The sequence below is a fragment of the Bacillus pumilus genome (assembly GCF_900186955.1).
In the GTDB taxonomy this organism is placed as follows: Bacteria; Bacillota; Bacilli; order Bacillales; family Bacillaceae; genus Bacillus; species Bacillus pumilus.
Window position 1 is genome coordinate 42,879 of the sequence record NZ_LT906438.1, and the last position, 13,763, is coordinate 56,641.

Here is a 13,763-nt window from a genome sequence, read left to right on the forward strand (position 1 = left end):
CATGGCAATTAGCTGGGATGACATGAATGAGTTGCAGCCGCGCGTCATGCGGCTGATTTTTAATAGTATTGATAAAGACCGACTTGCGCATGCCTACTTATTTGAAGGAAAAAAAGGTACTGGTAAGCGGGATGCTGCGATGCTTTTGGCTAAGAGCTTTTTTTGCTTGGAATCAGGAGTGGAACCGTGTGAATCCTGTCAAAACTGCAAAAGGATTGAGTCAGGAAACCATCCCGATTTACATCTCGTGCAGCCTGATGGTCAATCAATTAAGAAAGCGCAAGTACAGGCATTGCAAGAGGAATTTACAAAAGCAGGTGTGGAATCTCACCGAAAAATGTATATCATTCTTCATGCGGACAAAATGACGGTCAATGCCGCGAACAGTTTATTAAAGTTCCTAGAGGAGCCTAACCGGGAAACGATGGCAATTTTAATCACTGAGCAATCGCATAAAATGTTGGATACGATTATTTCAAGATGTCAGATGCTCAGCTTTCAGCCGCTGCAGCCACAATCCTTGGAGCAGCAGCTATTACAAGAAGGCGTATCTCAGCATCTTGCAAGGCTTTTGTCGAATTTAACCAACAATTTAGCAGAAGCACTCGAATTAAGTCGAAATGATCAGTTTGCAGAGTCTAGAGCGAAAGTGATAAAATTGTATGAAGTCTTACACCAGCGAAAAGAACATGCATTTTTTTATATACAAGATCAATGGATGCCTTTTTTCAAAGAGAAAGACCTTCAAGAAACAGGTCTGGATATGCTTTTATTTATATATCGTGATGTATTGTCGATTCAAATAGGAAATGAAGATAAAGTCATTTATCAAGACTTATTCCAGACAATGAAGCAGCACGCGCTGCATTCCACACAGCAGATGGTGACGAACCAGATCCTTGCTGTATTAGAAGCGAAAAAGAGACTTCAATCCAACGTGAATGCCCAAGGGCTGATGGAGCAATTGGTGTTGATGTTGCAGGAGGGATAAGCTTGTACAACGTAATTGGTGTTCGCTTTAAAAAAGCGGGCAAAATCTATTATTTCGATCCTAATGGATTTCATATAGAAAATGATAGTTGTGTCATTGTAGAGACGGTCAGAGGAGTTGAGTACGGACAAGTGGTCATCGCTAATAAAAAAGTAGATGAACACGATGTCGTTCTTCCTCTGCGTAAGGTGATTCGTGTAGCAGATGAACGAGACCGGCTCATCGTTGAGGAAAACAAAGAGGCAGCGATGACAGCCTTTGATACATGTCTTCAGAAGGTAAGTGAACATGGGCTTGAAATGAAGCTGGTTGATGTTGAATTTACATTTGACCGAAACAAGGTCATCTTCTACTTCACAGCGGATGGCAGAGTAGATTTCCGCGAGCTAGTGAAGGATCTTGCATCGATCTTCAAAACGAGAATTGAACTTCGCCAGATTGGTGTAAGAGACGAGGCAAAAATGCTGGGTGGCATAGGACCTTGCGGGCGAATGCTTTGCTGTTCGACATTCTTAGGAGACTTTGAACCAGTATCCATTAAGATGGCAAAAGATCAAAACTTGTCGCTAAATCCCACAAAAATTTCAGGGCTTTGCGGTCGTTTGATGTGCTGCTTGAAGTATGAGAATGATGAGTATGAAACAGCGAAAGAACAATTGCCTGATATCGGTGAAACGATTCAAACATCTAGTGGCTCTGCAAAGGTAGTAGGGCTCAACATTTTAGAACGAATTTTGCAAGTTGAATTAACCGGGCAAGAAAAAGTGGTAGAATATACTTGGGAAGAATTATTACAAGAAGGCGTTGTATCTGCACAAACAACTGAGTAACGAGGTGTGCCACCTTGGATAAAAAGGAACTATTTGATACGGTGATCAATTTAGAAGAACAAATTGGTTCTCTTTATCGCCAGTTAGGTGATTTGAAAAATCATATCGGTGAAGTGATTGAAGAAAATCATCAGCTGCAGATGGAGAATCAGCACTTGCGTGAACGTCTGGATCAGTCCGATCGGGACAAATCGTCTGAGACAGAGAATGATTCTGCTCAGAAACCAGGTCATTCTGATATAGGAGAAGGTCATGATAACCTGGCTCGGTTATATCAGGAGGGCTTCCATATTTGCAATGTACATTATGGGAGCATACGTAAAGAGGGAGACTGTTTGTTCTGTCTGTCATTTTTAAATAAAAAATGAGAAAAGGCTTCCGCTGAATCGGAAGCCTTTTTCACAGGAAAAGAAAGGATACATCATGGTTTCACTAAGAGAAGATGAACGATTAGATTATTTGCTCGCCGAAGATATGAAGATTATTCAAAGTAAAACGGTTTTCGCCTTTTCATTGGACGCAGTGTTATTAGCAAAATTTGCGTATGTGCCCATCCAAAAAGGAGAGATTATTGATCTTTGTACGGGAAATGGCATTGTGCCATTGCTGCTTTCGACACGATCTAAGGCCTCCATTACTGGGGTCGAAATTCAAGAACGGCTGTTTGATATGGCAAAAAGAAGTGTGGCGTATAATCAACTTGAAAAGCAGATAGAACTGATTCATGGAGATCTGAATGATATGCCATCACGCTACGGCAATCACAAAGTAGATGTCATCACATGTAATCCGCCATATTTTAAGACACCTTCTAAGGAAGAAATCAATGAAAATGAATACTTGGCCATTGCTCGGCATGAAATTCATTGTACATTAGAAGATGTCATTCGCGTTTCTTCCACGCTGCTGAAGCAAGGAGGGAAACTGGCGATGGTTCATCGGCCTGGCCGGCTACTTGAGATTGTGGAATTGATGAAGAAGTACCGAATTGAGCCAAAACGAATTCAATTTGTTTATCCCAAACAGGGTAAGGAAGCCAATACCATCTTAGTAGAGGGAATAAAAGATGGAAAACCAGATCTGAAAATTCTCCCGCCTCTTTTTGTTTATGGAGATGATCAAGAGTATACTGAGGAAATCAGGACGATACTGTATGGAAAAGCATAATCATTATTTCTATGTATTGAAATGTGCGGACGGCAGCCTATATGCAGGTTATACAAATGATTTACAAAAAAGACTGACGACCCACAATAGTGGAAAGGGAGCAAAATATACAAGAGCTAGACGGCCGGTTGAGCTGTATTATCATGAATGTTTTGCAACCAAAAGAGAAGCCATGCAGCAAGAATATCGTTTTAAAACGTGGACACGGAAAAAGAAAGATCTTTATATAGAAGAAATGCGTATTGAAAAGGAGGCGGCACATGAAAACACAGAAAAGCTTTGATGGTCAATCAGATATGGGCATTCTATATCTCGTCCCAACCCCAATTGGCAATTTAGAAGATATGACGTTTCGAGCCATCCAAACATTAAAAGATGTAGACTATATTGCTGCAGAGGATACAAGACAAACGAAAAAACTTTGTCATGTCTATGAAATTGATACGCCATTAACGAGTTATCATGAGCATAACAAAGACAGCAGCGGCCACAAGTTGATCGAATGGTTAAAAGAAGGAAAAAACATCGCACTCGTGAGTGATGCTGGTTTACCGACGATCTCTGATCCAGGTGCTGAAGTGGTCCGTGACTTTACTAATATCGGCGGTTATGTCGTTCCGTTACCTGGAGCAAATGCTGCACTTACAGCACTCATTGCCTCAGGGATCACGCCGCAGCCATTTTTCTTTTATGGATTTCTTGACCGACAAAAAAAGGAAAAGAAAAAACAGCTCGAAGCTTTGAAGAAGCGTCAAGAAACAATCATTTTCTATGAAGCGCCTCATCGGTTAAAAGAAACGCTGACTTTGATGAAGGAAGTGTGGGGCAACAGGAATATCGCCATTACGAGAGAACTAACGAAAAAATTTGAAGAGTTTATTCGTGGAGATTTAGAGTCTGTGCTGACATGGGCGGTAGAGAATCAAATCCGAGGTGAATTCTGTCTTGTCGTACAAGGTAACGATCAAGATGAAGAAGAGCTAAATGAAGAAGCCTGGTGGAAGTCCTTATCAGAAAAAGAACACGTGATCCATTACATAGAAGAAGGATTAACGTCGAAGGAAGCCATTAAACGTACAGCCGTCGAACGTGGTGTACCAAAGCGTACCATATACGATGCCTATCATATTGAACAATAAAGAAAGGTTCTTGCAAACGGTGCAAGAACCTTTTTTATATCAAACTTATTTTTGTGATTGAAGTTGGTTTTGGATTTCGTTAATGATTTGCTCTGCACCTTCACGGCTAAGAACTAATTTACCATTAGCAAGTTTAAGGTTATCGTCTGATACTTCACCTGTAACTTGGCAAGTCATGTTTGGTTTATATTTTTTTAGGATAATTTTTTCATCATCAACATAAATTTCCAAAGCGTCTTTTTCAGCGATTCCTAGAGTACGGCGAAGTTCGATTGGAATCACCACGCGCCCTAATTCGTCAACTTTACGTACAATACCTGTAGATTTCATCTTCATTCTCCTCCCAAAGAGTTCTTATTCTTAATATAATATTATCTTCGTCATTATTCGACAAATTCCTTACATTCATAGCATAACAAGGTTTCCATAAATCGTCAATCATTTTGTTTACTATTGTTTGTAAAATATGACTCTTAAAGTCAAAAGACCTTGAAACTACTGATTTATAAGGATTTTGCGGGTTTTTTCTATGAAAATATGAGAAATGACGAGTTCAGATTAACAAGACTTTTGCCCTAAATTAGACAATTGTAAATCTGGAGATAGATTTCATACGACAATATTCGACAAAATGTCGACAGGTTTGTCGTTTTTTTTGAAAAACTCATCTTTTTCGATCATTTCATCTTGTTCTATGTATATATGCTTGATCTTAAAGGCTAAGATGGTATCATAGAGAAAGCACAAGTGCAAAATTTAATAAATGGATCTAACACATTTTCATGTAATGATGATAACCGCTCTCGTCCATTGGGCGGGAGTTTTTGACTTTTACACACACGCAGGAGGTTCCAACATGCCGGAAAAGAAAAAAACGTTCTATCTGACAACACCTATTTACTATCCGAGCGGAAAATTACATATTGGACATGCTTATACGACAGTAGCAGGGGATGCTATGGCTCGTTATAAACGTCTTCAAGGCTATGATGTGATGTATTTAACGGGTACAGATGAGCACGGACAAAAAATTCAGCAAAAAGCTGAAGAACAAAACATCACACCGATCGAGTATTTAGATCCGGTCGTAGCAGACATTCAATCACTATGGAAGAAACTCGACATTTCCAATGATGATTTCATCCGTACAACAGAAAAAAGACATACGAAAATCATTGAGCAAGTGTTTCAAAAGCTACTTGATCAAGGTGATATTTATTTAGATCAATATGAAGGCTGGTACAGTATTCCTGATGAGACATTCTATACGGAAACACAGCTTGTGGATGTTGAGCGGAATGAAAAAGGAGAAGTCACTGGCGGGAAAAGCCCTGACAGCGGACATCCTGTCGAATTAATTAAAGAGGAATCATATTTCTTCCGTATGAGTAAGTATGCGGATCGTTTACTAGACTATTACGAAAAGAATCCAACGTTCATTCAGCCTGAATCAAGAAAGAATGAAATGATCAATAACTTCATCAAACCAGGTTTAGAGGATCTAGCTGTATCAAGAACAACCTTTGACTGGGGAATTAAAGTTCCAAACAATCCAAAGCACGTCATCTATGTATGGATTGATGCGTTGTTCAACTATTTAACTGCGATTGGTTACGGAACTGATCAGGATGAAAAATATAAAAAATATTGGCCTGCCAACGTGCATCTCGTAGGGAAAGAAATTGTTCGTTTCCATACGATTTATTGGCCAATTATGCTGATGGCACTCGATCTGCCGCTGCCGAAACAAATTTTCGCACACGGCTGGCTGCTGATGAAAGATGGTAAGATGTCTAAATCAAAAGGGAACGTAGTAGATCCGGTCACATTAATTGATCGCTACGGTCTTGATGCCCTTCGTTATTACCTCCTTCGTGAAGTACCATTTGGTGCGGATGGTGTGTTTACACCAGAAGGATTCGTGGAACGTGTAAACTATGATCTTGCCAATGATTTAGGTAACTTGCTTAACCGTACAGTTGCGATGGTGCAAAAATATTTTGACGGGACATTAAGCAGCTATAAGGGTCCAGTTAATGAGTTTGATGAGGAACTTAAAGCAGTAGCTGAGCAAACAGTCAAAGCCTATGAAGAAGCGATGGAAAATCTTGAATTCTCGGTGGCTCTTTCAAATGTTTGGACATTAATCAGCAGAACCAATAAATATATTGACCAGACAGCTCCTTGGGTGCTGGCAAAGGATGAAACAAAACGAAAAGAGCTGCATTCTGTCATGTATCATTTAGCAGAATCATTGCGCATCACAGCAGTGCTCTTAACGCCATTCCTAACGAAAACACCTGAGAAAATTTTCTTCCAGCTTGGCATTGAAGAAGAGAAACTTAAAAGCTGGGATAGCATTCTATCTTTCGGTGCGATTCAACAAGCGACGGTACAAAAAGGCGAGCCTTTGTTCCCGCGTTTAGAGGTTGAAGAAGAAGTAGCATATATTAAAGAGAAAATGCAGGGAAGTGCACCAAAGGTAGAAGAAGAGAAAGTAGAAATAGAAGAAACAGAATTACCTGAGCTAGGAACAGAAATTGCTTTTGATGATTTCTCAAAAGTTGATCTTCGAGTCGCACAGGTACTGGAAGCAGCCCCAGTGAAAAAAGCAGATCGTCTCTTAAAGCTGCAGCTTGATTTTGGATTTGAAAAGAGACAAATTGTTTCAGGGATAGCCAAGCATTATCAACCTGAGGAATTAGTAGGGAAAAAGCTCGTCTGTGTAGCGAATCTCACACCAGTTAAACTCAGAGGGGAAATTTCCCAGGGAATGATTTTAACTGGAGAAACTAGCGGGAAATTGCAGGTTCTTGAAGTGGATCAATCTCTAGCGAATGGAACAAAAATTTTATAAATCAACAAAGGTGTTCCACGTGTAACATTTCGTCGAACACCTTTTGTTTTTTAGCAGAATTGTCGAAAGGAGCAATCAACGATGTTATTTGATACACATGCCCACTTAAATGCGGAACAATATAATGAAGACTTAGAGCAGGTGATCGAAAGAGCGAAGAGTGAAAAAGTCGAAAAAATCGTGGTGGTAGGGTTTGACCGCTCGACAATTACGAGAGCAATGGAATTAATTGAAGAGTATGATTTCATCTATGCAGCCATTGGCTGGCACCCAGTTGACGCCATCGATATGACAGATGAGGATTTGCTGTGGATCAAAGAATTATCTCAACATGAAAAAGTCGTTGCGATTGGAGAAATGGGTCTGGATTACTATTGGGACAAGTCGCCAAAAGATGTGCAAAAAGAAGTCTTTAAACGTCAAATTGCTCTTGCGAAAGAAGTGAATCTTCCAATCATTATTCATAATCGTGACGCAACGGAAGATGTCGTGACGATCTTAAAGGAAGAGGGAGCGGCTGAAGTTGGAGGGATTATGCATTGCTTTACTGGCAGCCTAGAAATCGCAAAAGCGTGTATGGATATGAACTTTTATATTTCATTCGGTGGACCCGTGACATTTAAAAATGCCAAAAAACCGAAGGAAGTTGTCAAGGACATACCAAGTGACCGGCTTTTAATTGAAACAGACTGCCCATACTTAACGCCAGCGCCATTTAGAGGAAAACGCAACGAGCCGAGTTATGTGAAATATATCGCAGAACAGATTGCAGAGTTACGAGATATAAGCTTTGAAGAGCTTGCTGAAGTGACCACAAAAAATGCGAAAAAAGTTTTCGGTATAAACTGACAGTATATGATGTCAATCCTTGTTTAAGCTTGTCCATTTGTGAAACATAACGAAAATGTTCTACACGTTTACGCCTCTTCATAGGATAAGTTGTCGATAAGTCTTTCTTCCCTTCCTTCCATTAAACTCCCATAATAGGGGTACAATCGAGCATTTTTGTACAGTGGGTGGAAGGGTTGACAGGTTTTGAGATACTCTATATAATCTCTCCGAGGAGAAGGAGGCGTTTTTCATCGTACAAAAAATGAAAAATCTGTTTTCTGTTAAGCTAGGAAAAGGCAAGGTTTTATTACTAGTTGTTTGCTTGCTTTTAGCTGGAACTGGGACGGCTTACGGTGCGCATGAGCTCACTAAGCAGTCTATTACCATTTCAATCAATGGTAAAGAGAAGACAATTCGTACACATGAAGAGACAGTAGCACAGCTGTTTTCAGACCTTGGAATAAAGACCAAGGCGGAGGATCATATCTCTCCAAGTCTAAATACAAAGATTGAAGACAACATGAACATTGTGTATGATGCGGCTATACCGGTTCATCTGACCCTAGATGGGAAAGAGAAAACGATATGGACAACAGATCAGACGGTAGGAGCATTATTGAAGAATGAGAAGATAGATATTGGGAAGCACGATCAAGTAACTCCAGGAAAGAATGACAAGATTAAAAAGGATATGGATCTTGTGGTTGAGCAGGCCTTTCAGGTCAGCGTAAATGATGGAGGAAAAGAGAAAAAAGTGTGGACCACTTCGACTACGGTCGCTGACTTTTTAAAGCAACAAGAGCTGAAGCTCAAGAAGCACGATAAGATCAAACCTGCGTTACATAGTCATATTTCTAAAAAAAGCGCAGATATCCAGATCACTCGGGTGGAAAAAGTCACCGATGTAGTGGAAGAGAAAATTGCTTTTGATACCAAACATAAAAAGGATCGTTCTCTTGAAAAAGGAAAAGAGAAGGTGCTTAAAAAAGGTGAAGAAGGTAAATTGAAGAAGCACTATGCCATTGTGAAAGAAAACGGCAAAGTGGTGTCTAAAGAATTGATTAAAGAAGTGACTGAAAAAGATAGCAAGGATCGTTTAGTGGCCATTGGTACACAAGAGTCCCAAAAAGAGCCTAAAGCGACACCTGCCGTTTCAAGAAGCAATGAATCGTCAGGAAAAGAATTTTATGTGGCGTCGACAGCCTATACAGCGAGCTGTGCTGGATGTACGGGCAGAACGTCAACAGGCTATAATTTAAAATCAAATCCAGGTGCAAAGGTCATAGCAGTTGATCCGAGTGTCATTCCGCTAGGCTCTAAAGTGTATGTGGAAGGCTATGGATATGCCGTTGCATCAGACACTGGATCTGCTATAAAAGGGAATAAAATTGATGTGTTCGTCCCAAATAAGTCGGCAGCTTATCAATGGGGAAATAAACGAGTGAAAATTAGAGTACTCAAATAAACACATCAAATCATTTATATGAACAGAGGGCTTTGCGCACCCTCTGTTTTTTTGGTTATAATAGAAGCACTGTTTTCTAATTAATTAGACGCAAAAACAGCAAGAAAGGTTTCATTTTTTAACCAAAAATTGTTTATTGTTTTTGCAAGCGGAGGAATACATGAAAATTAAAGAAATCATTGTGGTGGAAGGTCGTGACGACACTGCGAGATTGAAGATGGCAGTTGATGCAGATACGATCGAAACAAACGGATCAGCCATTGGCGATACAGTTATTCAACAAGTGCGTCTTGCTCAGGAGACGAGAGGGGTCATTATTTTAACTGATCCTGATTTCCCTGGGGAGAAGATCCGGAAAACCATCGCAGAAGCGGTTCCTGGCTGTAAGCACGCATTTTTGCCAAAACATCTTGCGAAGGCGAAGCGGGACAAAGGAATTGGTGTCGAGCATGCTTCCTTGGACAGTATTCGGGAATGCCTTGCCCATGTCCATGAGGAAATGGAAGTAACGGAAAGTGACATTACATTAGATGACTTATTTGACGCAGGCCTAATCGGAGGCGAATCATCGAAACGCCGCAGAGAACGACTAGGTGTGCTATTAAATATAGGATATACCAATGCGAAGCAGCTGCATAAGCGCCTTCACATGTTCCAAATAACCAAACATGATTTTATTGCGGCCTTAAAGACCGTCATGCAGGAGGAAGCCGATGAATAAAGATATAGCGACACCCATCAGAACGAAGGAAATACTGAAGAAATACGGTTTCTCTTTTAAAAAGAGCTTAGGGCAGAACTTTTTAATTGATACAAATATACTCGATCGTATTGTCGATCACGCAGAGGTGACGGATGAGACCGGCGTGATTGAGATTGGGCCTGGTATCGGTGCATTGACCGAGCAGCTCGCTAAGCGTGCAAAGAAAGTCACTGCTTTTGAAATCGATCAGCGGTTATTGCCCATTTTAAACGATACGCTTTCTCCATATGATAATGTTACGATCATTCATCAAGACGTATTAAAGGCAGATGTGGGAAAGGTCATCGAGGAAAATTTTGCTGACTGTAAAGAAGTGATGGTTGTCGCCAACCTTCCATATTACGTGACGACACCGATTATTATGAAGCTGCTTGAAGAAAACCTTCCATTGAAAGGGATTGTAGTCATGCTGCAAAAAGAAGTAGCAGATCGTATGGCCGCTGTCCCTTCATCAAAGGAATACAATTCGCTGTCTATCGCAGTTCAATACTATACGGAAGCGAAAACGGTGATGGTTGTGCCTAAAACGGTTTTCGTTCCACAGCCAAATGTCGATTCGGCTGTAATCAAGCTGACCGTTCGTGAAACGCCTGCTGTCTCAGTAGAAAATGATGAGTTTTTCTTTCAATTGATCCGTGCGAGCTTTGGTCAGCGCCGAAAAACATTGATGAATAATCTCATGAACAACTTACCTGATGGAAAGCAACATAAAGTGATCATTGAAGAAGCACTTCAAACAGCAGACATTGATGGAAAGCGCCGCGGCGAGTCATTATCCATTGAGGAATTTGCCCGTTTGGCGAATGTTTTACAAAAAGCCCTGTCTTAAGGGCTTTTTTCTTTTGTTTTTCACCACTTCGTTTGTTCGGGCATAGGCTAGAAAGAACAGCACCATGAAAGACGAACATATTTATCGCAAGACGATACCAACAGGATATGAGCCTGATTGTGGAGTGAAAAGCATGCAATTTCAAATAGGAGATATGGTGACAAGGGCATCCTATCAAATGGATATTTTGTTTCGAATTATTCGAATTGATGAGACCGATCAGCACGAAGCCACCGCCATATTGCATGGGAATGAAGTGAGGCTGATTGCTGATGCCAAGTTGTCAGATCTCGTCAAGGTTCAAAAAGAGGAACAGCTGACTAGAGAGAAAAATGACGAAAGAAAAATCAATGAATCGCTCGATTTACTAAGACAGGATTATCAGCTGCTGCGGGAAAAACAAGAGTATTATACTTCTGGACAATATCAGCATCAGGAGCAGTATTTTCACATGCCTGGAAAGGTCCTTCATTTAGATGGAGATGCTTCATACTTAAAGAAATGCTTAGATGTATATGAACGAATTGGTGTACCTGTGTATGGGGTGCATTGCCATGAGAAGAAAATGCCAAGCATGATTGACTCGTTAATTGATCAATATCGGCCAGATATATTGGTTATCACAGGACATGATGCGTATTCCAAGCAAAAGGGCGGCGTACATGATATCAGTGCATATCGTCATTCTCGGCATTTCGTTGAAACGGTTCAAAAAGCCAGACGGAAAATCCCTCATTTAGATCAGCTTGTGATCTTTGCTGGTGCCTGTCAATCTCATTTCGAATCATTGATCCAAGCAGGTGCCAATTTTGCGAGCTCGCCTTCCCGTGTGAATATCCATGCGCTCGACCCCGTCTATATCGTTGCGAAGATCAGCTTCACTCCATTTGTAGATCGAATCAACGTGTGGGATGTGCTCCGAAATACATTAACAAGAGAAAAAGGGCTCGGAGGCATCGAGACGAAGGGTGTTCTAAGGGTAGGTATGCCATATAAAAGAGATCATGAATCGACATAACCCGACTGATTTCAGTCTGGTTTTTTTTATGTTCAAAAAGAAATTGCAAAAGGATACATAATTCACCGGAAATTGAGAAAAATAGGGAGGAGAAAAGGTAGAAGTTTGTCAAAATTATTTTGTTGACAATGGCTCGTGTTGGTTGATATAATTTAATTTTTATTTGACAAAAACGGGCCGTTGTTGTATAATAATCTCAGTGAGGTGGATGCAATGGCGAAGACTTTGTCCGACATCAAAAGATCGCTTGATGGTAACTTAGGTAAACGTTTGACGTTAAAGGCTAACGGGGGCCGCCGTAAAACAATTGAGCGTTCGGGCATTTTAGCTGAAACGTACCCTTCTGTATTTGTGATTCAATTAGATCAAGATGAGAATTCGTTTGAAAGAGTTTCTTATAGTTATGCAGATATACTGACTGAGACGGTCGAATTAACGTTCGATGATACCGCTAGCTCAGTCGCCTATTAATGGGCAGTGAACTTTTTGTTTACTGCTTTTTGTTTTGCCTTTTTTCTGAATGGGAGTCTGTCCATTTTTTGAAAGGGGTAAAAGAAAGGATTCGATACAAAATAAGAAAGCCACACAAGCGGTGGCACTGATTCGAATTCTCGACTAAAGGGGCTGTTTCGTTTGGGTAGACGCCGAGGGATTATGTCAGATGAGTTCAAATACGAGCTGGCGAAGGATCTTGGATTTTATGATACCGTCAAAAATGGAGGCTGGGGAGAGATTCGTGCGCGTGACGCAGGTAATATGGTCAAACGTGCCATTGAATTAGCTCAACAGCACATGGCTCAGGATGAGAATCAACGATAGAAAAACGGTCAGGGATACCTCGGGTGTCTCTGGCTTTTTTTGATGAAAAAGTCAGTGTGCTCAGCGTAAAAGCCTATATTCATCAGATCGATCAAATGTGATACAATATTGATACTTATGTTTAGATGGAGAAGTAGGTGAAATGTTTGCGTATTTTAGAAAAAGCACCGGCGAAAATTAATCTCTCACTTGATGTTCATGGAAAAAGACCGGATGGATATCACGAAGTGGAGATGGTGATGACAACAATAGACCTTGCAGATCGACTTGAGCTGACGGAGCTGGACAAGGATGAAATCCGTGTATCATCTCATAATCGATTCGTGCCAGATGATCAGCGTAATTTGGCTTATCAGGCGGCTAAATTACTTAAAACAAGGTTCGGTATTCAAAAAGGTGTATCCATTGTCATCACAAAAACAATTCCAGTCGCAGCAGGGTTAGCTGGAGGCAGCAGTGATGCAGCAGCAGCACTTCGCGGCTTAAATCGTTTGTGGAAGTTAAACCTCACGTTAGATGAACTAGCTGAGCTTGGAGCGGAGATCGGCTCAGATGTGTCCTTTTGTGTACACGGAGGCACAGCACTAGCGACAGGACGTGGAGAAAAGCTGCAGCATATTGCGACACCGCCGCATTGCTGGGTGATTTTAGCGAAGCCGGTGATTGGGGTATCTACAGCTGAAGTCTATAGACAATATGACGCAAGCAAAGTAGAACACCCGAATGTAAAGCGTATGATTGAAGCGATTGAAGCGAAAGATTATAAAGAGATGTGCGGCTCACTCGGAAATGTTCTAGAGTCTGTGACATTAAAGATGTATCCAGAAGTAGATATGATCAAAAGACAGATGAAGCGTTTCGGTGCTGACGCTGTTTTAATGAGTGGAAGCGGCCCTACAGTATTTGGCTTGATTCAATATGAATCGAAGGTACAAAGAATATATAACGGACTGAGAGGATTTTGTGATCAAGTATACGCTGTCCGCATGATCGGCGAACAAAATGCCCTTGATTAAATCCGTATATTAAGTTATATTTATCATAAATTATTCGG

16 protein-coding genes are annotated in these 13,763 nt (G+C 40.8%); 15 read left to right on the forward strand and 1 reads right to left on the reverse strand.

Translation table 11 applies throughout. The annotated features are described in order from the left end of the window. The first annotated feature begins 1 nt into the window (after position 1). From holB to rsmI, 6 genes are read left to right on the forward strand one after another with little or no spacing between them, the layout of a single operon-like run. Positions 2-991: a DNA polymerase III subunit delta' gene (gene holB, locus CKW02_RS00225; RefSeq protein ID WP_095117733.1), complete on the forward strand. Its 990-nt coding sequence runs from the start codon at positions 2-4 to the stop codon at positions 989-991. A 2-nt stretch (positions 992-993) separates the two neighbouring features. Further along, a complete protein-coding gene (gene ricT / locus CKW02_RS00230) occupies positions 994-1,821 on the forward strand; it encodes a competence/sporulation regulator complex protein RicT (RefSeq protein ID WP_003217932.1) in 828 nt (275 codons plus the stop codon). 14 nt (positions 1,822-1,835) lie between these two features. After that, positions 1,836-2,189, forward strand: a complete 354-nt coding sequence (gene yabA, locus CKW02_RS00235; protein ID WP_003217957.1) for a DNA replication initiation control protein YabA — start codon at positions 1,836-1,838, stop codon at positions 2,187-2,189. 55 nt (positions 2,190-2,244) lie between these two features. After that, positions 2,245-2,988: a tRNA1(Val) (adenine(37)-N6)-methyltransferase gene (locus CKW02_RS00240; protein WP_003217966.1), complete on the forward strand. Its 744-nt coding sequence runs from the start codon at positions 2,245-2,247 to the stop codon at positions 2,986-2,988. Beyond that, on the forward strand, positions 2,975-3,271 hold the full coding sequence (locus CKW02_RS00245; protein WP_003217970.1) for a GIY-YIG nuclease family protein: 297 nt from the start codon (positions 2,975-2,977) through the stop codon (positions 3,269-3,271). The genes CKW02_RS00240 and CKW02_RS00245 overlap by 14 nt, the downstream gene beginning before the upstream one ends. Then, positions 3,249-4,127, forward strand: a complete 879-nt coding sequence (gene rsmI / locus CKW02_RS00250) for a 16S rRNA (cytidine(1402)-2'-O)-methyltransferase (protein WP_003217903.1) — start codon at positions 3,249-3,251, stop codon at positions 4,125-4,127. Before CKW02_RS00245 ends, rsmI begins: the two co-directional genes overlap by 23 nt. Before the next feature lie 45 nt (positions 4,128-4,172). Here rsmI and CKW02_RS00255 read toward each other — a convergent pair whose 3' ends face one another. Then, the gene (locus tag CKW02_RS00255; protein ID WP_087975202.1) at positions 4,173-4,463 is read right to left on the reverse strand and encodes a transition state genes transcriptional regulator AbrB; all 291 of its coding nucleotides are present in this window, start codon (positions 4,461-4,463) and stop codon (positions 4,173-4,175) included. 520 nt (positions 4,464-4,983) lie between these two features. On the opposite strand from CKW02_RS00255, the gene metG reads away from it, so the two are divergent. The 9 genes from metG (at position 4,984) to ispE (ending at position 13,725) form a co-directional block, all read left to right on the forward strand. Continuing rightward, positions 4,984-6,984: a methionine--tRNA ligase gene (gene metG, locus CKW02_RS00260; protein WP_003217934.1), complete on the forward strand. Its 2,001-nt coding sequence runs from the start codon at positions 4,984-4,986 to the stop codon at positions 6,982-6,984. An 81-nt stretch (positions 6,985-7,065) separates the two neighbouring features. After that, positions 7,066-7,833, forward strand: a complete 768-nt coding sequence (locus tag CKW02_RS00265) for a TatD family hydrolase (protein WP_003217927.1) — start codon at positions 7,066-7,068, stop codon at positions 7,831-7,833. 244 nt (positions 7,834-8,077) lie between these two features. After that, complete coding sequence (locus CKW02_RS00270) at positions 8,078-9,280, forward strand: G5 and 3D domain-containing protein (protein ID WP_034620901.1); 1,203 nt, start codon at positions 8,078-8,080, stop codon at positions 9,278-9,280. 160 nt (positions 9,281-9,440) lie between these two features. Continuing rightward, the gene (gene rnmV / locus CKW02_RS00275; RefSeq protein WP_003217938.1) at positions 9,441-10,001 is read left to right on the forward strand and encodes a ribonuclease M5; all 561 of its coding nucleotides are present in this window, start codon (positions 9,441-9,443) and stop codon (positions 9,999-10,001) included. Beyond that, entirely contained in the window at positions 9,994-10,872 is an 879-nt protein-coding gene (gene rsmA / locus CKW02_RS00280) for a 16S rRNA (adenine(1518)-N(6)/adenine(1519)-N(6))-dimethyltransferase RsmA (RefSeq protein WP_003217929.1), read from the forward strand. Before rnmV ends, rsmA begins: the two co-directional genes overlap by 8 nt. Positions 10,873-11,005: 133 nt before the next feature. Beyond that, positions 11,006-11,890 (forward strand): sporulation peptidase YabG, encoded by an 885-nt coding sequence (gene yabG, locus CKW02_RS00285; protein ID WP_034620903.1) that lies wholly within the window; start codon positions 11,006-11,008, stop codon positions 11,888-11,890. A gap of 213 nt (positions 11,891-12,103) precedes the next feature. Continuing rightward, on the forward strand, positions 12,104-12,361 hold the full coding sequence (gene veg / locus CKW02_RS00290; protein ID WP_003217979.1) for a biofilm formation stimulator Veg: 258 nt from the start codon (positions 12,104-12,106) through the stop codon (positions 12,359-12,361). Between the two features lie 162 nt (positions 12,362-12,523). After that, positions 12,524-12,709, forward strand: coding sequence for a small, acid-soluble spore protein, alpha/beta type (locus tag CKW02_RS00295; protein ID WP_012008653.1), 186 nt, complete (start codon positions 12,524-12,526; stop codon positions 12,707-12,709). A 146-nt stretch (positions 12,710-12,855) separates the two neighbouring features. Continuing rightward, positions 12,856-13,725 carry a 4-(cytidine 5'-diphospho)-2-C-methyl-D-erythritol kinase gene (gene ispE / locus CKW02_RS00300; RefSeq protein ID WP_034620899.1) on the forward strand — a complete coding sequence of 290 codons (870 nt, stop codon included), beginning with the start codon at positions 12,856-12,858 and terminating at the stop codon, positions 13,723-13,725. Positions 13,726-13,763 lie beyond the last annotated feature (38 nt).